Here is a 20,000-nt window from a genome sequence, read left to right as displayed (position 1 = left end):
AAAGGCCGACAGAAATGTCGGCTTTTTTATTCCGCCGTGCTGACTTTGATGACTTCTACCTGATGGTTTTTCAGCACCTTGAGCAACCCGGCGGCCGGAAGTTCGTCAGTGAACAGCGCTGTGGCTTGCGAGATATTGCCGATTTCGACCGCTGCAGAGGCATGATATTTGGTATGGTCAGCGGCCAGCAGAATATGACGTGAATGCGCCATCATGGTTTTCACCACGCTGGCTTCGTTGACGTCGAACTCCAGCAGGGCACCGTCGCTTTCAATAGCGCCGACACTGGTCACCAGATAGTCGGCACGGAATCCTGCAACAAAAGCCGTGGCGGCAGGGCCGATAATTCCGCCATTGTGCGGACGCAGTGTTCCGCCCGGCACCATCACTTCAAAGCGCGGATTCTTATACAAGATATGTGCGACACGCAGACAGTTGGTGATAATCCGCAGGCGGTTATGATTGAGCAGCGAATGGGCGACCTGCTCGACCGTGGTACCGATGGTGATAAACACTGTCGAGCCGTCAGGAATGTAATCAGCGATGGCTTCCGCAATGGCTTTTTTCTCTTCCGTCCAGGAAATCTCGCGCTGTTCGAAGGCGGTATTAACCACACTTGACGCACGCCCCGCACCGCCGTGATGGCGCGTGATCAGCCCCTGATCGCTGAGTTTGCGGATATCGCGGCGGGCAGTTTGGGTCGAGACATCCAGCAGCGCCGCCAGCTCTTCAATGTTCATGTAACCGCGCTCGGCAATCAGTGCGAGCAGTTGATCGTGGCGCGGATTGCCGGTCAGTTCAGTAAGACTCATGGATACATCCTTCAAAATGAGCGTCTGAGTCGTATTCTATACAGAAAGTGACAAAAAAGACCGGGTCTGATCACAGTCAGGTATCCCCGCGCGGCCACCAGGCTGTGTACATTTCAGTGCCGCGACCCCGCTGGCAAAGCGAACCGCTTCGGCAGGCAAGGCGTTCTGAGACAGACTGACCGCCAGTGCGCCATGAAAAACATCGCCTGCGCCGGTTGTGTCTACGACATTAACGGCGAAGCCCGGCTGATGATGCAGCCTGTCATTTTCCAGCCACAGACAACCTTGCCCGCCCTGTGTGACATAGACATGACCCTTTGTGAGCGTTTTGGCTTTGGCTAATGCAGAACCGGCGTCAGATTTTCCGGTCAGCCGTTGTAAACCCGGAGCGGAAAACGCGGCGTGATCGCTTAAAGCGACTAAATCGGCGATATCCTGCGGCGTCACATCGGCATCCAGCACCGTCATTACACCCGCCTGACGCGCCAGAGTAAATGCCTGTTTTGCCCCCTCATGCCAGCGTACATCTGCCAGCACCACATCCCACTGTGAAAAATCGATAGCCTGTAACCATGTGGCACAAGCGGGCAAATCCGGGCCGGGATAATTGATAATGATCCGCTCACCGTTGTTGTCCACCAGAACGGCGGATTGCGATGAGCTGGCGCCTTCCACGCGGCGGACGTACCGGGTATTTACCCCCAGGGAGTCCAGCTCCGTGAGCAGCCGGTTTCCGGTATCGTCATCACCCACACGGCCAATAAAATCCACCTGCGCCCCCAGCCGGGCTGCCGCAACGGCTGCCGTAGCGGCGGGACCGCCGCCCACTTCATGATATTTTTCAGCGACATATTTTCCCCCTCCCGCAGGCAATTCTTCAACGTAATAGATCCGGTCCATTACGGTAATCCCGACACAGGCAATGCGAATCATGGCTATTCCTTAAGCGTATTTTGATGAGGTTATTTTAATTTAGCCAATTGTTAAAAAAGTGATGGCTGTCAATTTTTTGACTTTAAATTACAAATACGATCAAAAAACGACAAACAAAGACACCGCTGATTATCAAAAAGTGACATGTCTGATCAGCACAAAGGAGAGACGCATGGCAAATGTGGCATTTATTGGTCTGGGGCAAATGGGCGCTCCGATGGCGGCCAATCTGGTTAAACAGGGGCACCGGTTAGCGGTGTTCGATCTCAACCCGCAGGCGGTACAGAAGCTGGTACATCAGGGCGCATCGGGCGTTAAGAGCGCGGCAGAGGCGGCGCAGGGTGCGGATTTTGTTATCACCATGCTGCCCAATGGTGATCTGGTACGCGAGGTTCTGTTTGGCCCTGAGGGGGTCTGCGAAACCCTGAACCCGTCGGCACTGGTTATCGATATGTCGACAATTCACCCGTTACAGACCGACAAGCTGATTGCTCAGATGCATGAAAAGGGCTTCAGCATGATGGATGTGCCGGTGGGCAGAACCTCTGATCATGCAGTGGCCGGGACTTTACTGCTGCTGGCGGGCGGTACGCCTGAACAGGTTGAACGCGCAACGCCGGTGCTGATGGCGATGGGGTCTGAACTGATCAATGCGGGCGGGCCGGGCAAAGGGATCCGCGTCAAGCTGATCAACAACTACATGAGCATTGCCCTGAATGCGCTCTCCGCTGAAGCCGCCGTGCTGTGCGAGGCACTGGATCTGTCTTTCGATGTGGCGCTGCAGGTGATGAGCGGAACACCGGCCGGAAAAGGCCACTTCACCACGTCATGGCCGAACAAAGTGCTGAAAGGGGATGTGTCACCCGCTTTCATGATTGACCTCGCCCATAAAGATCTGGGTATTGCGCTGGATGTCGCTAATCAGCTGCATGTGCCGATGCCGCTCGGTGCGGCTTCCCGTGAAGTATACAACCAGGCACGCGCCGCAGGACGCGGACGTCAGGACTGGACGGCCATTCTTGAGCAGGTGCGCACCAGCGCCGGTCTGACACAAAAAATACATCCGTAACGCCTTAACCAAGGAAAGTTGAATGACTCACTACAGCCTTAACGATATCACCCGTCCGTCCGGCGGATTCGCCATGCTGGCGGTCGACCAGCGTGAAGCCATGCGTTTAATGTTCGTGGCCGCCGGCGCGAAAGCTCCGGTTACCGATCAGGTGCTGACCGATTTTAAAGTCAATGCCGCGCGGATTTTATCGCCGTACGCTTCTGCAATTTTGGTCGATCAGCCGTTCTGTTACCGCCAGATTGTTGAGCAGAATGCCATCGCGCAAAACTGCGCCATGATTGTGGCGGCTGACGAATTTATTCCGGGCAACGGCTTGCCGGTGGACAGCGTGGTGATCGACAAAAGTGTAGATCCACAGGCGGTCCGGGAAAACGGCGGCAAGGCGCTGAAATTACTGGTGTTGTGGCGCAGCGATGAAGATCCGCAACAACGTCTGGAGATGGTGAAAACATTTAATCAACGCTGCCATGCGCACGGTCTGCTGAGCATTATCGAACCGGTGGTCAGGCCGCCTCGCCGTGGCGAGAAATTTGACCGCGAACAGGCGATTATTGATGCCGCGAAAGAACTCGGTGACAGCGGCGCTGACCTTTATAAAGTCGAAATGCCCCTTTGCGGGCGCGGTACACAGGCCGAACTGCTGCGCGCATCACAACACCTCAATGAACACATTCATATGCCGTGGGTGATCCTCTCCTCAGGTGTTGATGAAAAACTCTTTCCGCGCGCAGTCAGCGTCGCCATGACGGCAGGCGCCTCCGGTTTCCTCGCAGGCCGCGCAGTCTGGTCATCCGTGGTCGGTTTACCGGATACCGAACTTATGCTCAGGGATATTTCCGCGCCGAAATTGCAGCGTCTGGGCGAGATTGTCGACGACATGATGGCCCGCCGCCGCTAACGAAAGGAGTGGAAAATGAAATGGTTTAACACGATGAGCCACCACCGCTGGCTTGCACAGGAAACCGACCGGATCTTCGAATTCGGCAAAAATGCCGCCGTCGCCACCGGCTTCGGCTGGCTGGGTAATAACGGACAAGTCAGGGCGGATATGGGGACCCATTTGTGGATCACCGCCCGCATGTTGCACGTGTATTCGGTTGCCGCAGACATGGGGCGTCCCGGAGCGTATGCGCTGGTGGATCACGGGATCCGCGCCCTTAACGGCGCACTGGCGGATAAACAGTACGGCGGCTGGTACGCCTGTGTAAACGATGAGGGCGTGGTGGATGCCTCGAAGCAAGGTTATCAGCATTTCTTCGTTTTACTGGGCGCGGCCAGCGCCGTCACCACCGGCCATCCGGAAGCCAGAACGTTACTCGATCAGGCTATCGGTGTGATCGAAAAATACTTCTGGAGTGAAGATGAACAGATGTGCCTCGAGTCGTGGGATGAAGCGTTCAGCCAAACCGAAGCTTATCGCGGCGGCAATGCAAATATGCACGCCGTCGAAGCTTTCCTGATTGTCTACGACGTTACGCACGAGCGGAAATGGCTGGATCGCGCACTGAGAATTGCCTCGGTGATTATTCATGACGTCGCCCGTCGCGGCGAATACCGGGTCAATGAGCATTTTGATACGCAGTGGAACCCGATCCGCGATTACAACAAAGATAATCCGGCGCACCGTTTCCGTGCTTACGGCGGCACGCCAGGGCATTGGATCGAATGGGGCCGCCTGATGTTGCATCTTCATGCTGCGCTGGAAGCCCGTTTTGAAACGCCTCCGGCCTGGCTGCTGGAGGATGCAAAAGGGTTGTTCCACGCCACAATCCGCGATGCCTGGGCGCCGGACGGCGCAGACGGTTTTGTCTATTCCGTCGGCTGGGACGGGAAACCCATTGTGCGTGAACGTGTGCGCTGGCCGGTTGTTGAGGCGATGGGCACCGCGTATGCCCTGCATTGTGTTACCGGCGAAGCGCAATACGAAACCTGGTATCAGACCTGGTGGGACTATTGCGTTAAGTACCTGATGGATTACGAAAATGGTTCATGGTGGCAGGAGCTCGATACCGACAATAAAGTCACTACCAAAGTCTGGGATGGCAAACAGGATATTTATCATCTCCTGCATTGTCTGGTGATCCCGCGTCTGCCGCTGGCGCCGGGGCTGGCACCTGCCGTGGCCGCCGGACTGCTGGACATCAATGCAAAATAAAAATCACGGAGACCATCATGAGTACCCTACAAAATAAAAATACTCAGATTGAATTTACCGCCGGTAATAATGAATTTTCGCTGATTTATCAGCAGCGCCTGATTTTACGTCATACCGCGCAAGCACCCTGTTTATGGATTGGCGGCGGCGAAGCGGATATCGCTATGTTTCGTGGCAATTTCAGTATTAAAGATCGCCTGAATGAAAAGGTTGCGCTGACGGATATCACCATCACCGCTCAGGCTGCGGGGTGGCAAGTGCGTTTCAGCCGTGGTGGTACGCTCAGCGCAACGCTGATTATCACCACCGATGATACCGGGCGTTTACAGCTCAACCTGCAAAACGACGACAGCAGGCATAACCGCATCTGGTTGCGGCTGTCGGCGCAGGCGGAAGATCATATTTACGGCTGCGGTGAACAGTTCTCTTACTTCGATTTACGCGGCAAACCCTTCCCGCTGTGGACCAGCGAACAGGGCGTCGGGCGCAACAAACAAACCTATGTTACCTGGCAGGCCGACTGCAAAGAGAACGCAGGCGGCGACTATTACTGGACATTTTTCCCACAGCCGACCTTTGTCAGCACACAAAAGTATTACTGCCATGTGGAAAACAGCGGCTATATGAATTTCGATTTCAGCGCGCCGGAATACCATGAACTGGCCTTTTGGGAAGATAACGCCACCCTGCGTTTTGAATGCGCCAGCGACTATATCAGCCTGCTGGAAAAACTCACCGCGCTGTTAGGCCGCCAGCCTGAGTTGCCGGACTGGGTGTATGACGGCGTGACGCTGGGCATTCAGGGCGGTACGGAAGTCTGCCAGCAAAAACTGGACGTGATGCGCGAAGCGGGTGTGAAGGTTAACGGTATCTGGGCACAGGACTGGTCCGGCATTCGCATGACCTCGTTCGGTAAACGTGTGATGTGGAACTGGAAATGGAACAGTGAACTGTATCCGCAGCTTGACGCACGTATTCCGCAGTGGAAAGAAGAGGGCGTGCAGTTCCTTTCTTACATCAATCCCTACGTTGCCAGCGACCGGGATTTATGCACCGAAGCCGCAAAAAAAGGCTACCTGACGCGGGATGCCAGCGGCGGTGATTATCACGTCGAGTTTGGCGAGTTCTATGCAGGCGTGGTGGACCTGACTCATCCGGAGGCCTATGAGTGGTTCAAAAACGTTATCAAAAAGAACCTGATTGAACTGGGTTGCGGCGGATGGATGGCAGATTTTGGCGAATATCTGCCGACCGACACTTTCCTGCACAACGGCATCAGCGCGGAAATCATGCATAACGCCTGGCCTGCACTGTGGGCGAAATGTAACTACGAAGCCCTGCAGGAAACCGGCAAACTCGGCGAGGTGCTGTTCTTTATGCGTGCCGGTTACACCGGCAGCCAGAAATATTCGACGATGATGTGGGCGGGCGACCAGAACGTGGACTGGTGTCTGGACGACGGACTGGCCTCGGTTATTCCGGCGGCATTGTCTCTGGCGATGAGCGGTCACGGTTTACATCACAGCGACATCGGCGGTTACACCACACTGTTCGGGATGAAACGTAGCAAGGAATTGCTGCTGCGCTGGTGCGATTTCAGCGCCTTCACGCCGATGATGCGCACCCACGAAGGCAACCGTCCGGGCGATAACTGGCAGTTTGACGGCGACGCCGAAACCATTGCGCATTTTGCCCGCATGACCGGCGTATTCACTCATCTCAAACCCTATATCCGTCAGGCCGTACAGCAAAACAGCCAAAGCGGTTTACCGGTGATGCGTCCGCTGTTTCTGCATTACGAAGAGGATGCCCGCACGTATACCCTGAAATACCAGTATCTGTTCGGTCGTGATCTGCTGGTGGCACCGGTGTATGAGGAAGGGCGCAGCGACGGGTCTCTGTATCTGCCGCAGGATACCTGGATCAACATCTGGACCGGCGAAACGCATCACGGCGGCGATGTAACGGTGGCCGCACCGTTGGGTCAGCCACCGGTCTTTTATCGTGCAGACAGCGAGTGGGCAGCGCTGTTCGGTGCATTACGTCATATCTGATAAGACTCAGCCGCCGGGGTTGGCGACCACGCCCCGGCGTATGAAGGAGAATCATAATGAGTCAGACAACACCGGAAAATCCCGCGACCCTGCGCCTGCCTTTCAGGGAAAAACTGGCGTACGGCATGGGGGATTTAGGCTCCAATATCCTGCTCGATATTGGCACGCTGTACCTGCTGAAGTTTTACACGGACGTGCTCGGTTTGCCGGGCACTTACGGTGGCATCATTTTTCTGATCGCCAAATTCTTTACCGCCTTCACCGATATGGGCACCGGCATCATGCTGGATTCACGGCGTAAGATCGGCCCAAAAGGCAAATTCCGTCCCTTCGTATTGTATGCCGCGTTTCCGGTCACCCTGCTGGCGGTCGCCAACTTTGTCGGCACACCGTTTGAGATAACCGGTAAGACCGTCGTGGCAACACTGCTGTTTATGTTGTACGGGTTGTTTTTCAGCATGATGAACTGCTCCTATGGCGCGATGGTGCCTGCCATCACCAAAAATCCGGACGAGCGTGCGTCGCTTGCGGCCTGGCGGCAGGGCGGTGCCACACTGGGACTGCTACTGTGCACTGTCGGTTTTGTGCCGGTAATGAATCTGCTCGAAGGTAATGCGCAGCGCAGTTATATCTTTGCCGCGACGCTGTTCTCGCTGGTGGGTTTGCTGTTTATGTGGCTGTGTTATGCCGGAGTGAAAGAGCGTTATGGCGAGGCGCAGCCTGCAAATCAGACGCAAAAACCGGGGCTTTTGCCGTCATTTCGCGCCATCGCCGGTAACCGTCCTTTGTTCATCCTGTGTATCGCCAATCTCTGTACGCTGGGGGCGTTTAACGTCAAGCTGGCGATTCAGGTGTATTACACGCAGTACGTGCTGAACGACCCTATTCTGCTCTCCTATATGGGCTTTTTCAGCATGGGATGCATTTTCATCGGCGTATTCCTGATGCCTGCCGCCGTCAGACGATTCGGCAAGAAAAAAGTCTATATCGGCGGTCTGGCGCTGTGGATCGTCGGCGATATCCTCAACTACTTCTATGGCAGCGGCTCCGTCAGCTTCGTCGCATTCTCCTGTCTGGCGTTCTTCGGTTCGGCGTTCGTCAATAGCCTGAACTGGGCACTGGTGTCCGATACGGTGGAATACGGCGAGTGGCGTACCGGCGTTCGTTCGGAAGGTACGGTTTACACCGGCTTCACCTTCTTTCGCAAAGTCTCACAGGCACTGGCAGGATTTTTCCCCGGCCTGATGCTGACGCAAATCGGCTATGTGCCCAATGTTGTGCAGTCGGCGCACACGCAGGAAGGGTTGCGTCAGTTGATCTTCATTTATCCCTGTGTGCTGGCGGCAATCACCATCGTGGCGATGGGCTGTTTCTATAACCTCAACGAGAAAATGTACGTGCGCATCGTTGCGGAAATTGAACAGCGTAAGCAGACGGCATAGTGCATTCACTGTAACAGCGCCCTGCGGGGCGCTTTGAGGATTGCCATGAAGGATTTTCATCACCCTGATCCGCTGACATTGCGGGAGAAGTGTGCCTATGGAATGGGCGATTTTGGCTCGAACCTGATGTTGTGTATCGGGACGCTGTATCTCCTGAAATTTTATACTGATGAGCTGGGCATGCCGGCGTTTTATGGCGGCATCATCTTTCTGGTGGCGAAGTTTTTCACCGCGTTTACCGATATGCTGACCGGCGTGTTACTTGATTCCCGTCGTCATATTGGAGCCCGGGGTAAGTTCAGGCCGTTCATTTTATATGCCTCCGTGCCGGTCGGGCTGGTTGCGACGGCGCAGTTTATGGCGAATGATTTCGGTCTGCCGGTAAAAACGGCACTCGCCACTGTCCTGTTTATGTTGTTCGGCTTGTTCTACAGCCTGATGAATTGTTCTTACGGCGCGATGGTGCCGGCTATCACCAAAAATCCGCATGAGCGGGCGCAGCTTGCCGCCTGGCGTCAGGGCGGTGCCACACTCGGGTTGCTGCTGTGTACGGTCGGGTTTATGCCTGTCCAGGCGTTGCTGGGCAATTCCCCTTCGGTGGGATATTTCTGTGCCGCGCTGATTTTTGCCACCTGCGGTATTCTGTGTATGGGCTGGTGTTATCGCGGCGTCAGGGAGCGTTACGTCGGGATTACGCCTGCGGAACATAAATCCGGTATCCTGCGGTCATTTCGCGCCATATTCCGTAATCCGCCGTTACTGGTACTGTGCCTCGCCAACCTGTGTACGCTGGCGGCGTTTAATATCAAACTGGCGATCCAGGTGTATTACACGCAGTACGTTCTCCACGATATTCATCTGCTGTCATGGATGGGTTTTTTCAGCATGGGCTGCATATTGATTGGCGTGTTTCTGGTACCGGGTTGTGTGAAACGCTTCGGCAAAAAGCAGGTATACCTGGGAGGATTATTGCTGTGGGCAACCGGCGATATACTTAACTTCTTTTGGGGAAACAGCTCGTTAAGCTTTGTGCTGTTTTCCTGCATGGCATTCTTTGGCACCGCATTTGTCAACAGCCTGAACTGGGCACTGGTACCGGATACCGTGGATTACGGCGAATGGAAAACCGGTATTCGTGCCGAAGGCTCGGTGTATACCGGTTATACCTTTTCACGGAAAATATCTGCCGCGCTTGCCGGTTTCCTGCCGGGAATTATGCTGACGCAAATCGGTTATATCCCGAATGCGGTGCAGGGCAGCGCGACCTTACTCGGTTTACGCCAGTTGATCTTTGTCTGGCCCTGCTTACTTGCCATTACCGCCGCCATCATCATGGGCCTCTTTTATAAACTGAACGAAGCACGCTTCGCGAAAATAATTGAGGAAATCGCTCAGCGCAAAAAAGATAACGAGCCTGAAACACCGGCTGAAAAAAGCAATCTTTCCGCCGTCATACAATAAAAAAGCAGGTCGCCACGATGAACGGATAATGGGGCGGCCTTTTTCATCTTTACGGCTCTTTACGTCTCCCGCCTTTATTTTTAGCCATGTTGTTGCACACTTACTACAGTTGAATTTACGGCTGAAAGGATGTGGAAAGTATATGTGGCATCAGCAAACTATTACGCTCGGCGCGAAAGCGCGGGGTTTCCATCTGATCACCGATGAAGTGGTCAGCCAAATTGAGCGTCTGCATGAAGTACAAACCGGGCTGATGCATTTATTTATTCAGCACACTTCAGCGTCGCTGACGCTGAACGAGAACTGTGACCCGACCGTGCGCTACGACATGGAACAACATTTCATGCGTACCGTGCCGGAAAACGCGCCCTACGAGCATGACTATGAAGGCCGCGATGATATGCCGGGTCACATTAAGTCATCGCTGTTAGGTGCATCATTAGTGCTGCCCGTTTCCCGGGGGAGGTTGCTGCTTGGCACCTGGCAGGGGATCTGGATGGGCGAACATCGGATCGACGGCGGACAACGCCGGATCGTCATCACGTTACAAGGAGAAATCCAGGCATGACCAGTTCAGAATTGCTGACCTACTGCATGGGGAAACCCGGTGCGGAGCAAAGTGTTGAAAATCAGCGCGGCGCAAATCAGGTAAAAGTGGGCGATGCGATGTTCGCCATGGTGTGTGAAATCGACGGTCGCGAGGCCATTTCGCTGAAAGCCAGCCCGGAGCTGGCAGAGCAATTACGTGCAACACATCCGGATATCGTGCCGGGAGATCATCTCAACAAAGCACACTGGAATACGGTATTCCTCGACGGTTCGCTGCCCGATTCCCAGTTTTATTATCTGATCGACGGCTCTTATGCGTTGGTGGTATCCGGTCTGCCGGAAGCGATACGTCAGGAAATCGGCCGCTGATTGTCCGGCCAGTTGCCGCTGTTAAGTGTTGAGGGGGAGAAGTCTGCCGCCTCAGCCCGCCACGGCAGTGCGCCACGAAAACGCCACGCGCGTATGATGTCCAGACTCCAGTAACGTTCTGCGCCCGCAGGCCCTGGAATATCTTCCGGGTGCCAGTGGATCTGCGTGTGTCCCTGAAGATGCAGCACATCACCGTTCTCAAAATCGATAAACAGCAGTGCCGCACGCGGTTCTGCCAGTAAATTCCCCAGCGTATTCATATAACGGTTACCGCGAAAATCAGGCACCCACAAACGGTTTCCCACCAGATGCGCAAACCCCGGCTGACCGCCGCGATGTGACATATCGGCACCGCCGTGTGCGTGGCTGGCGATAAAAAACGTATCGGCACGCGCAATCAGTGCGCGGGCATCAGCATCCGGTTCGGACATATCCTCCCGCGCAGGCAGCGGCAAACTGACGGGTACATCGGCCAGTTTGCGAACCTGAATATACTGCGGACAATTGCCAAAACTCTGATCGACGACGATCTCAATGCGGTTTTTATCCATGCGCCCGATCCTGCCGTTCACACGGTTACGCCGCCGGTTGGAAAAATCGATCCCCAGCCCGCCGATCTGTTTCCCCGGTTGTAAGGCGGCCAGCGCCGGATCGTCATCCCGCCGCGGTGTATTGATCCGCAAATGCGACGCGTCCGGCGTACGGATAAACCCTGCGGGGCCGGTCAGCAGAGTCGCCACCGGCCAGCCGTGGTCATCCAGCGTCGAGATAAACAAATACGGTAGCGCGGCGAAAAACAGCCGGTGCTGTTCCGGCATCGCATCGCGGATGCCGTGTGCGGAAACGTCAAACCCTGCCATGTCCTGCGCCAGGATTTCGTCTGCATGGAAGGGGTTATTCATCGTCTTTTACCCCGCGTTCTCAGGCAGTGGCAACGCCGGAAGTGGCGTAAAGCCCGGCAGGCTTTCGATCCGTTTCAGCCAGCGGTGAATCGCCGGATAATCCGCCAGCGAAACGCCGCCTTCCGGTGCCGCCGCTACATAGCTGTAACAGGCCAGATCGGCAATCGTGGCCCGCTCCGTCGCCAGAAACTCGTGGTTTTCCAGATGCTGTTCAAGCTGCGGCAGGAATTTTGCCGACACTTTCAGCGCACTTTCATACACTTCCGGTGCTGAGAATTGTTTCACCATACGGGCAGATGCCGGGCCGTAGCGCACTTCACCGGCAGCGCGGGACAACCACTTTTGGACTTCCGCCGCCTGGAACGGATCTTCCGGTAACCAGTGACTGTCGGGTGCGTAGCGTTTCACCAGATACACCAGAATCGCATGACTGTCGGTGACAATGTGTTCGCCGTCGGTCAGCACCGGCACTTGTCGCAGCGGGTTTAACTGCGCGAATTCTGCGGTCTGGCGAACCTCTTTGCCGCCGTCTTTAGTTTCAAAGGGCAGACTGAGCATGTTCAGCAGCAGGATGACGCGGTGGCAGTGACCGGAAAGCGGCGTACTGTAAAGTTGAATGGCGGGCATGGGTTGTCTCCTTTTGAGGTATGAATCAAAGATTACTCTTGCGCCAGATGATTGTGATCCACGAAGATTGAAATTGAGCGTTTCACTTTGTGGAAGAATCTATGGACCGTTTGGATGAAATGGCGATTTTTGTCGCTGTACTTCAGTATGGCAGCCTGGCGGAAGCTGCCCGTAAACTTCACCGTTCTCCACCGGCCATCACCCGCGCCATCGCCTCGCTGGAACACCGGTTCGGCGCAAGGCTGGTCGAGCGCACCACGCGCAGTCTGGCGCCGACAGAAGCGGGCGCACGGCTGGCGGAAAAAGCCCGGCTGCTGCTCAGCCAGTATCAGAATGCGGTAGAAGATACCGCTGAAACTCAGCTCAGCGGCCTGCTGCGCATCACCGCGCCGGTGCAGTTCGGGCGTAAACACGTTGCGCCCCTGGTGATGGAGTTTCTGACGCAACACCCTGATATGCAAATCGAAATGATACTCAATGACCGCAATCTGGATCTGATCGACGAAGGGTTAGATCTGGCGGTACGCATCGGTCATCAGGAAGATTCAGGCAAAGTCGCGCGCAAGGTCGCCGAAGTCACCCGCGTGCTGGTCGCCAGCCCGGCGTATCTGGCGCAGCATGGCGAACCGAAGCATCCGTCTGAACTGGCGGTGCATCAGACGGTGACGGGCACGCTGCGCACGCAAATCTGCGAATGGCGTTTCGGGCCGCATGAGGATGATTTGCGCGTCCGGTTGTCGCCGCGTCTGCTCTCCAATGATGTGGAATCGCAGTTGCTGGCGGTGCGCAGCGGGCAGGGGATAGCACGGTTACTGTCGTATCAGGTGAAGGATGATGTGCAGGCGGGCCGTATGGTACGGCTTCTGGCGGATTTCGAACCTTTGCCTTTGCCGGTACAACTGGTGGCGCAGCAGGTCCAGCAGATGCCACGCAAGGTGCGGATATTCTGGGATTTTGCTTATCAGCGACTGAGTGCATTGCCTCAGCTTCATGCGTTAGACGCATCTTCTGAACAGTGACGCCGATCACGACCGCTGACGGCAAAAATAATCTACTCTGAGAGTTGTGCAAAAACAGTGAGTTACTTAAGGGCACGTTGTCCATTTGCTCACGCCAACCCAAAAGGAAAGGATGATGACCCGTAACCGGCTGAATCTTGCCACGCTTTTGATTCTGGCGCTCAGTGCGCCGTTTCCCCTGACCGTCAGTGCGCAAAGCCTGCCGCAGGATCCTGATACGTCGGTGCCTGCGAAGAATTACATCACGGCGGTGAATCCTGATTTAACCATCACTTACCGGTTGTATGCGCCGACGGCTGAACATGTCGATGTGGTGACCGGTGCCACGCCGGTGACGTACATTCCGCATCAGATGACCAAGGACGATAAAGGTATCTGGAGCTGGACGTCAGATGTACAAAAACCTGATCTCTATGAATATTTCTTCAACGTCGATGGCTTGCGGATTGCCGATCCGGGCAGTGCAATGCCCAAGCCACAGCGTCAGGTGAATACCAGCCTGATTCTGGTGCCGGGCAGTATTCTGGATGTGAACAAGGTGCCGCACGGAGAAGTGCGCACGCTGACCTATCATTCCGTCGCGCTGAATTCTGAACGTCAGGTCGCGGTGTGGACGCCACCGGGTTACAGCGATGCCTCACAGCCGCTGCCGGTGCTCTATTTCTACCACGGTTTTGGCGACACCGGCCGCTCGGCGCTGGATCAGGGTCGCATTCCGCAAATCATGGATAACCTGCTGGCGGAGAAAAAAATCGTGCCGATGCTGGTGGTGATCCCGGATACAGAAACCGATGCCAAAGGGGTGGTGCCGGAAGATTACGTCACCAAAGATCGTCGCAAGGAATTCTATCCGCGCAATGCTGCCGCTGCCGATAAAGAACTGACCGGTGACATTATCCCGCTGATTTCCAAAACTTTCCGCGTACGTGATGATGCCGCCGGACGCGCGCTGGCCGGGCTGTCACAAGGGGGTTATCAGACGCTGGTCAGCGGCATGACGCACCTCGACCAGTTCGGCTGGCTGGCGACCTTCAGCGGTGTCAGTACCACGACGGTGCCGAATGCCGACGTTGAGAAACGCTTCGCCGAACCGGATAAAATCAACGCGCAGCTGAAAAACTTTACGGTCGTTGTCGGCGAAAAAGATGTGGTAACGGGCAAGGATATCGCCGGACTGAAAACCGAGCTGGAAGAGAAAAAGATTAAATTCGATTACCACGAATACCCGAAGCTTGGCCACGAAATGGACGTCTGGCGCCCGGCCTATGCGGAGTTTGTGCAGAAGATATTTAAGTGATCTCAGCGCCCTCCCCTTCGCAGGGGAGGGCGCTGATCGGCGCTTAAAGATTACGCTGTTTTCTTCGCCTGCTGGCTGTGGCGTTCCAGCAGCGGTTTCAGGAAGCGCGCGGTATGCGATTCTTTGCATTCCGCGACGGTTTCCGGTGTACCGGCGACCAGAATCTGTCCACCGCCCGCGCCACCTTCCGGCCCGAGATCGACAATCCAGTCCGCGGTTTTAATCACGTCCAGATTGTGTTCAATCACCACGATAGTATTGCCCTGATCACGAAGCTGATGCAGCACTTCCAGCAGTTGCTGGATATCGGCAAAGTGCAGGCCGGTGGTCGGCTCGTCGAGAATATACAACGTCTGACCGGTGCCGCGTTTGGACAGCTCACGCGCCAGTTTCACACGCTGTGCTTCACCGCCGGACAGCGTGGTCGCGGACTGGCCAAGGCTGATGTAGGTCAGACCGACGTCGATCAGCGTCTGCAATTTACGCGCAAGCGCAGGGACGGCATCAAAGAAATCACGCGCTTCTTCAATGGTCATCTCCAGCACTTCGTGGATGCTCTTGCCTTTGTATTTAATTTCCAGCGTTTCGCGGTTATAGCGTTTGCCTTTGCACTGGTCACACGGCACATAAATATCCGGCAGGAAGTGCATCTCGACTTTGATCACGCCATCGCCCTGACAGGCTTCGCAGCGGCCGCCTTTGACGTTGAAACTGAAACGCCCCGGCGTGTAGCCGCGTGAACGTGATTCCGGCACACCGGCAAACAGCTCGCGCACCGGCGTGAAAATACCGGTATAGGTCGCCGGGTTGGAGCGCGGCGTACGGCCAATCGGGCTCTGGTCGATGTCTATGACTTTATCGAAATGTCCCAGGCCTTCGATTTCACGGTACGGCGCGGCTTCAGCAATCGTCGCACCATTCAGTTCGCGCTGTGCCAGCGGGAACAGCGTGTCGTTGATAAGCGTCGATTTACCGGAGCCGGACACGCCGGTGATACAGGTAAACAAGCCAACCGGCAGCGTCAGCGTGACGTCTTTCAGGTTATTGCCTTTAGCGCCCGACAGTTTCAGCACTTTTGCCGCATCCGCAGGGACGCGCTGTGCCGGTACAGAGATTTCACGTTTGCCGCTCAGGAACTGCCCGGTCAGTGAATTCTCGGTCGCCATAATGTCTTCAGCCGTACCTTCAGCCACCACTTCGCCGCCATGCACGCCCGCGCCCGGTCCGATATCAATAATATGGTCAGCGGCGCGGATGGCGTCTTCGTCATGCTCAACCACAATCACCGTGTTACCGAGGTCGCGCAGGTGGATCAGTGTTTCCAGCAGACGTTCGTTATCGCGCTGATGCAGGCCAATGGAAGGTTCATCAAGTACGTACATCACGCCCACCAGACCGGCACCAATCTGGCTTGCCAGACGGATACGCTGGGCTTCGCCGCCGGACAGTGTTTCCGCAGAACGAGACAGCGAGAGGTAATTCAATCCGACATTCACCAGGAATTTCAGGCGATCGCCGATCTCTTTCAGCACTTTCTCAGCAATTTTGGCGCGCTGGCCGCTGAGTTTCATATTGCGGAAGAAATCCATCGCATGACCGATGCTGAAATCGGAGATTTCCGGCAGCGTGGTTTCTTCGACAAACACGTTACGGGCTTCTTCACGCAGACGGGTGCCACGGCAGGACGTACACGGACGGTTGCTGATGTATTTCGACAGTTCTTCACGTACCGCGCTGGATTCCGTTTCTTTATAACGGCGTTCCATATTGTGCAGCACGCCTTCAAACGGATGGCGACGAATCGAGGTATCACCGCGATCGTTGATGTATTTAAATTCAATCGTAGTTTTGCCGGAACCGTGCAGGATGGCATGTTGTACGTCGCTGCTCAGTGCATTAAACGGCGCTTCCACGTCGAAATCATAGTGCTCGCCCAGCGAGCGCAACATCTGGAAGTAATAGAAGTTACGGCGATCCCAGCCACGGATCGCGCCACCTGCCAGTGAAAGCTCAGGATTCTGCACCACACGATCAGGATCGAAAAACTGCTGTACGCCCAGTCCGTCACAGGTCGGACAGGCACCGGCCGGGTTGTTGAACGAGAACATACGCGGTTCAAGCTCACGCATGCTGTAGCCACACACCGGACAGGCAAAGTTAGCCGAAAACAGCATTTCTTCCGCTTTCGGGTCATCCATATCGGCGACCACGGCGGTACCGCCGGAAAGCTCGAGCGCGGTTTCAAACGATTCCGCCAGACGCTGGGCCAGATCGTCACGTACTTTAAAGCGGTCGACGACCACTTCAATGGTGTGTTTTTTCTGCAGTTCTAATTTCGGCGGATCCGACAGGTCACAGACTTCGCCATCAATACGCGCACGGATGTAGCCCTGCGACGCCAGGTTTTCCAGCGTCTTGGTATGCTCGCCTTTGCGGTCTTTGATGATGGTCGCCAGTAACATCAGGCGCTGGCCTTCCGGCTGCGCGAGTACGTTATCCACCATCTGGCTGACAGTCTGGGCTGACAGCGGAATATTATGATCCGGGCAGCGCGGCTCGCCCACGCGGGCAAACAGCAGGCGCAGATAATCGTGGATTTCCGTGATGGTCCCGACGGTAGAGCGCGGGTTGTGTGATGTTGATTTTTGCTCAATCGAAATCGCCGGAGACAGACCTTCAATATGGTCGACGTCCGGTTTTTCCATTAAGGATAAAAATTGGCGTGCGTAGGCTGACAGCGACTCGACGTAGCGGCGCTGGCCTTCGGCGTACAGTGTATCAAACGCCAGAGAAGACTTGCCTGAACCAGATAAGCCGGTGACAACAATCAGTTTGTCGCGCGGGATAATCAGGTTGATATTCTTGAGATTATGGGTGCGTGCGCCCCGAACTTCGATCTTATCCATTCATCATTCCCGGATTAACTTGATAGCTCACCGTGCCGGTGACCGCCGTGAAAACCTGTTTCGCGCCAGTCATCGAATCGGGCACAGAGAAGAACGTAACGCGCAATTATGACACAAATCACAGCCTGTGCCACCCCAAAACCTGAATGTATATCCAGTACTCGATGTAACGATGGAATGTTTGCTGAACAATCTGGAAAGAAAATCCCAACGTTTTACATCCATGGTACGAAGGCAACGTTTTGTGGTTATAATGTCGCGAAGTGAGTTCCTCACACCCCAAACTGTGGTTTCAGCCACGACATACATCATCAGGAGAATCCACATGGCCAGCAGAGGCGTAAACAAAGTTATTCTCGTCGGTAATCTGGGGCAAGACCCGGAAGTCCGCTACATGCCTAACGGCGGTGCAGTCGCCAACATTACACTGGCAACGTCTGAAAGCTGGCGTGACAAAGCGACCGGCGAGCAGAAAGAAAAAACGGAATGGCACCGTGTTGTGCTGTTCGGTAAATTAGCTGAAGTTGCGGGCGAATACCTGAAGAAAGGTTCCCAGGTTTACATCGAAGGCGCACTGCAAACCCGTAAATGGACCGATCAGGCTGGCGTTGAAAAATACACCACCGAAGTCGTGGTTAACGTGGGTGGGACCATGCAGATGCTCGGCGGCCGTGCCGGCGGCGGCGCACCAGCAGGTGGCGGTCAGCCATCCGCAGGCGGCCAGCAGGGCGGTTGGGGTCAGCCTCAGCAACCACAAGGCGGCAACCAGTTCAGCGGCGGCCAGCAGGCACGTCCGGCTGCGCAACACAACGCGCCAGCACAGAACAACGAACCACCAATGGATTTCGACGACGATATCCCGTTCTGATTTGTTGCCTTCGGGCTCCTCTGTCAGAAAAACAAAAAGCCCCGAAAGGGGCTTTTTGTTTTTCTGGCTTTTACCGCTCTCAATCTTTTGCCGACGCACCAGGCTGGCTCATTGCGCCGCCATTGCGTCAAAACAGCGCCTCGTTTTAGCGCATTTTTTTCCCGTTCAGGGCTGCGGCGGATTGTACTTAAGATTGTATACAAGGCTCCGGCGGCAAATCGCTTTTGTGGTACAGAAATTGCTTTTCTCCAGAGAGACTCAGGGGAGAAAAATATGAAAGCGATCGTGATTGGTGGCGGGATTGGCGGTGCATGTGCGGCGATTGCGCTGAAGCGTTTTGGTATCGAAACGGCGGTATACGAGGCGGTGAAGGAGATCAAACCGGTAGGCGCGGCGATTTCTATCTGGCCTAACGGCGTCAAATGCCTGAATTATCTCGGCATGAAAGAGGCGCTTCGTGAACTCGGCGGCAATATGCGCTTCATGGCCTACAAAGACTATCAGCAGGGGCAGACCATGACGCGGTTCAGTATGGAACCGCTGATCCAGAGCGTTGGCGAACAACCCTATCCGGTGGCGCGTGCTGAACTGCAATCAATGCTGCTTGATACCTATGGCCGCGATAAGGTGCAGTTCGGCAAGCGCGTGACGCATGTTGAGGAATCTGACGACAGCGTCACCGCCTGGTTTGACGACGGCACCTCCGCGACCGGCGATTTACTGATTGCGGCCGACGGCACCCATTCTATTATCCGCCAGCATGTGCTGGGCTATGCGACGGAGCGCCGCTACGCCGGTTACGTCAACTGGAACGGTCTGGTAGAAATCGATGAAAGTATTGCGCCTGCCGATCAATGGACGACATTTGTCGGCGAGGGTAAACGCGTTTCACTGATGCCGGTAAGCGGCAACCGTTTCTACTTTTTCTTTGACGTGCCGCTGCCGAAAGGCTTGCCGCAGGATCGCACCACCGTGCGCGATGATTTGCAGGGTTACTTTGCGGGCTGGGCAGAACCGGTGCAAAAACTGATCAGTCAGATCAACCCGGAGACCACTAACCGCGTTGAAATCCACGACATCGAACCCTTTATGCAACTGGTCAAAGGCCGTATTGCGTTGCTCGGCGACTCCGGCCACAGCACCACGCCGGATATCGGGCAGGGCGGCTGTGCGGCAATGGAAGATGCGATCGTACTGGCGAATATGTTGCAAACCAATTCGTTAGGCATCGAAGATGCGCTGTTGCGTTATCAGGAGAAACGCGCCTGTCGCGTGAAGGATCTGGTGCTGAAAGCGCGTAAACGCTGCGATGTCACTCACGGCAAAGAAATGGCCGTGACCGAACAATGGTACGAAGATCTGAAAAGTGAAACCGGCGAGCGCATTCTTTCCGGTATGTGTGAAACCATTCTGGGTGGGCCGCTGGAATAAATCCGGGGAGGTTTTTAAAAGAAATAAATTTTTACACATCCTTAAAGTTCCCTGCGTTTTTGCCGAAAATAACATCAGAAGGATTAGGGTATCCACTGGCGCT

Annotated in this window: 17 protein-coding genes; 12 read left to right on the top strand and 5 right to left on the bottom strand. The window is 55.2% G+C overall.

What is annotated here, in order from left to right; all coding sequences use genetic code 11:
- Positions 1 to 26 precede the first annotated feature (26 nt).
- Positions 27 to 812 carry a DeoR/GlpR family DNA-binding transcription regulator gene (locus tag ACOZIO_RS18145; protein WP_129954816.1) on the bottom strand — a complete coding sequence of 262 codons (786 nt, stop codon included), beginning with the start codon at positions 810 to 812 and terminating at the stop codon, positions 27 to 29.
- A gap of 36 nt (positions 813 to 848) precedes the next feature.
- A complete protein-coding gene (locus ACOZIO_RS18140) occupies positions 849 to 1,745 on the bottom strand; it encodes a sugar kinase (protein ID WP_258452821.1) in 897 nt (298 codons plus the stop codon).
- 172 nt (positions 1,746 to 1,917) lie between these two features.
- Here ACOZIO_RS18140 and yihU point away from each other — a divergent pair, with 172 nt between their 5' ends.
- From yihU to ACOZIO_RS18100, 8 genes are all read left to right on the top strand, one after another.
- A complete protein-coding gene (yihU, locus tag ACOZIO_RS18135; protein ID WP_129954814.1) occupies positions 1,918 to 2,814 on the top strand; it encodes a sulfolactaldehyde 3-reductase in 897 nt (298 codons plus the stop codon).
- A gap of 22 nt (positions 2,815 to 2,836) precedes the next feature.
- Positions 2,837 to 3,715, top strand: coding sequence for a sulfofructosephosphate aldolase (gene yihT / locus ACOZIO_RS18130; protein WP_421595560.1), 879 nt, complete (start codon positions 2,837 to 2,839; stop codon positions 3,713 to 3,715).
- Between the two features lie 15 nt (positions 3,716 to 3,730).
- Positions 3,731 to 4,972, top strand: coding sequence for a sulfoquinovose isomerase (gene yihS / locus ACOZIO_RS18125; RefSeq protein WP_129991943.1), 1,242 nt, complete (start codon positions 3,731 to 3,733; stop codon positions 4,970 to 4,972).
- A 17-nt stretch (positions 4,973 to 4,989) separates the two neighbouring features.
- Positions 4,990 to 7,026 carry an alpha-glucosidase gene (locus ACOZIO_RS18120; protein WP_129991944.1) on the top strand — a complete coding sequence of 679 codons (2,037 nt, stop codon included), beginning with the start codon at positions 4,990 to 4,992 and terminating at the stop codon, positions 7,024 to 7,026.
- Positions 7,027 to 7,082: 56 nt separating this feature from the next.
- Positions 7,083 to 8,468: an MFS transporter gene (locus ACOZIO_RS18115; RefSeq protein ID WP_129954810.1), complete on the top strand. Its 1,386-nt coding sequence runs from the start codon at positions 7,083 to 7,085 to the stop codon at positions 8,466 to 8,468.
- A gap of 45 nt (positions 8,469 to 8,513) precedes the next feature.
- Positions 8,514 to 9,929 (top strand): MFS transporter, encoded by a 1,416-nt coding sequence (locus ACOZIO_RS18110; protein WP_129991945.1) that lies wholly within the window; start codon positions 8,514 to 8,516, stop codon positions 9,927 to 9,929.
- A gap of 142 nt (positions 9,930 to 10,071) precedes the next feature.
- On the top strand, positions 10,072 to 10,497 hold the full coding sequence (locus ACOZIO_RS18105; protein WP_129991946.1) for a secondary thiamine-phosphate synthase enzyme YjbQ: 426 nt from the start codon (positions 10,072 to 10,074) through the stop codon (positions 10,495 to 10,497).
- A complete protein-coding gene (locus tag ACOZIO_RS18100; RefSeq protein WP_129954807.1) occupies positions 10,494 to 10,847 on the top strand; it encodes an MmcQ/YjbR family DNA-binding protein in 354 nt (117 codons plus the stop codon). The genes ACOZIO_RS18105 and ACOZIO_RS18100 overlap by 4 nt, the downstream gene beginning before the upstream one ends.
- Here ACOZIO_RS18100 and ACOZIO_RS18095 read toward each other — a convergent pair.
- Positions 10,829 to 11,749: a pyridoxamine 5'-phosphate oxidase family protein gene (locus ACOZIO_RS18095; protein WP_129991947.1), complete on the bottom strand. Its 921-nt coding sequence runs from the start codon at positions 11,747 to 11,749 to the stop codon at positions 10,829 to 10,831. The two genes, ACOZIO_RS18100 and ACOZIO_RS18095, sit on opposite strands and share 19 nt — an antisense overlap.
- A 6-nt stretch (positions 11,750 to 11,755) precedes the next feature.
- A complete protein-coding gene (locus tag ACOZIO_RS18090) occupies positions 11,756 to 12,376 on the bottom strand; it encodes a glutathione S-transferase (protein ID WP_129991948.1) in 621 nt (206 codons plus the stop codon).
- Between the two features lie 101 nt (positions 12,377 to 12,477).
- On the opposite strand from ACOZIO_RS18090, the gene ACOZIO_RS18085 reads away from it, so the two are divergent.
- A complete protein-coding gene (locus ACOZIO_RS18085; RefSeq protein WP_129991949.1) occupies positions 12,478 to 13,395 on the top strand; it encodes a LysR family transcriptional regulator in 918 nt (305 codons plus the stop codon).
- Between the two features lie 115 nt (positions 13,396 to 13,510).
- Positions 13,511 to 14,692, top strand: coding sequence for an esterase (locus tag ACOZIO_RS18080; protein WP_129992011.1), 1,182 nt, complete (start codon positions 13,511 to 13,513; stop codon positions 14,690 to 14,692).
- Between the two features lie 50 nt (positions 14,693 to 14,742).
- On the opposite strand, the gene uvrA is transcribed toward ACOZIO_RS18080, so the two are convergent.
- Positions 14,743 to 17,598 carry an excinuclease ABC subunit UvrA gene (gene uvrA / locus ACOZIO_RS18075; RefSeq protein WP_129991950.1) on the bottom strand — a complete coding sequence of 952 codons (2,856 nt, stop codon included), beginning with the start codon at positions 17,596 to 17,598 and terminating at the stop codon, positions 14,743 to 14,745.
- Positions 17,599 to 17,923: 325 nt separating this feature from the next.
- On the opposite strand from uvrA, the gene ACOZIO_RS18070 reads away from it, so the two are divergent.
- Both ACOZIO_RS18070 and hpxO read left to right on the top strand, forming a co-directional pair.
- Positions 17,924 to 18,466 carry a single-stranded DNA-binding protein gene (locus ACOZIO_RS18070; protein WP_421595559.1) on the top strand — a complete coding sequence of 181 codons (543 nt, stop codon included), beginning with the start codon at positions 17,924 to 17,926 and terminating at the stop codon, positions 18,464 to 18,466.
- 273 nt (positions 18,467 to 18,739) lie between these two features.
- Complete coding sequence (gene hpxO / locus ACOZIO_RS18065; protein WP_129954802.1) at positions 18,740 to 19,897, top strand: FAD-dependent urate hydroxylase HpxO; 1,158 nt, start codon at positions 18,740 to 18,742, stop codon at positions 19,895 to 19,897.
- Positions 19,898 to 20,000 lie beyond the last annotated feature (103 nt).

The organism is Rahnella sp. PD4 (assembly GCF_049199325.1).
Classification (GTDB): domain Bacteria; phylum Pseudomonadota; class Gammaproteobacteria; order Enterobacterales; family Enterobacteriaceae; genus Rahnella; species Rahnella perminowiae.
Note: the sequence above shows the minus strand (reverse complement) of the source record. Positions and strands in the feature narration are given on the sequence as shown.

Coding starts and splice junctions, on each gene's coding strand:
- ACOZIO_RS18095 (WP_129991947.1), bottom strand. CDS start 11,749: ATGAATAACCCCTTCCATGCAGACGAAATCCTGGCGCAGGACATGGCA.
- ACOZIO_RS18145 (WP_129954816.1), bottom strand. CDS start 812: ATGAGTCTTACTGAACTGACCGGCAATCCGCGCCACGATCAACTGCTC.
- ACOZIO_RS18080 (WP_129992011.1), top strand. CDS start 13,511: ATGACCCGTAACCGGCTGAATCTTGCCACGCTTTTGATTCTGGCGCTC.
- ACOZIO_RS18115 (WP_129954810.1), top strand. CDS start 7,083: ATGAGTCAGACAACACCGGAAAATCCCGCGACCCTGCGCCTGCCTTTC.
- ACOZIO_RS18090 (WP_129991948.1), bottom strand. CDS start 12,376: ATGCCCGCCATTCAACTTTACAGTACGCCGCTTTCCGGTCACTGCCAC.
- yihT (WP_421595560.1), top strand. CDS start 2,837: ATGACTCACTACAGCCTTAACGATATCACCCGTCCGTCCGGCGGATTC.
- ACOZIO_RS18085 (WP_129991949.1), top strand. CDS start 12,478: ATGGACCGTTTGGATGAAATGGCGATTTTTGTCGCTGTACTTCAGTAT.
- ACOZIO_RS18140 (WP_258452821.1), bottom strand. CDS start 1,745: ATGATTCGCATTGCCTGTGTCGGGATTACCGTAATGGACCGGATCTAT.
- ACOZIO_RS18105 (WP_129991946.1), top strand. CDS start 10,072: ATGTGGCATCAGCAAACTATTACGCTCGGCGCGAAAGCGCGGGGTTTC.
- ACOZIO_RS18100 (WP_129954807.1), top strand. CDS start 10,494: ATGACCAGTTCAGAATTGCTGACCTACTGCATGGGGAAACCCGGTGCG.
- ACOZIO_RS18110 (WP_129991945.1), top strand. CDS start 8,514: ATGAAGGATTTTCATCACCCTGATCCGCTGACATTGCGGGAGAAGTGT.
- hpxO (WP_129954802.1), top strand. CDS start 18,740: ATGAAAGCGATCGTGATTGGTGGCGGGATTGGCGGTGCATGTGCGGCG.
- uvrA (WP_129991950.1), bottom strand. CDS start 17,598: ATGGATAAGATCGAAGTTCGGGGCGCACGCACCCATAATCTCAAGAAT.
- ACOZIO_RS18070 (WP_421595559.1), top strand. CDS start 17,924: ATGGCCAGCAGAGGCGTAAACAAAGTTATTCTCGTCGGTAATCTGGGG.
- ACOZIO_RS18120 (WP_129991944.1), top strand. CDS start 4,990: ATGAGTACCCTACAAAATAAAAATACTCAGATTGAATTTACCGCCGGT.
- yihS (WP_129991943.1), top strand. CDS start 3,731: ATGAAATGGTTTAACACGATGAGCCACCACCGCTGGCTTGCACAGGAA.
- yihU (WP_129954814.1), top strand. CDS start 1,918: ATGGCAAATGTGGCATTTATTGGTCTGGGGCAAATGGGCGCTCCGATG.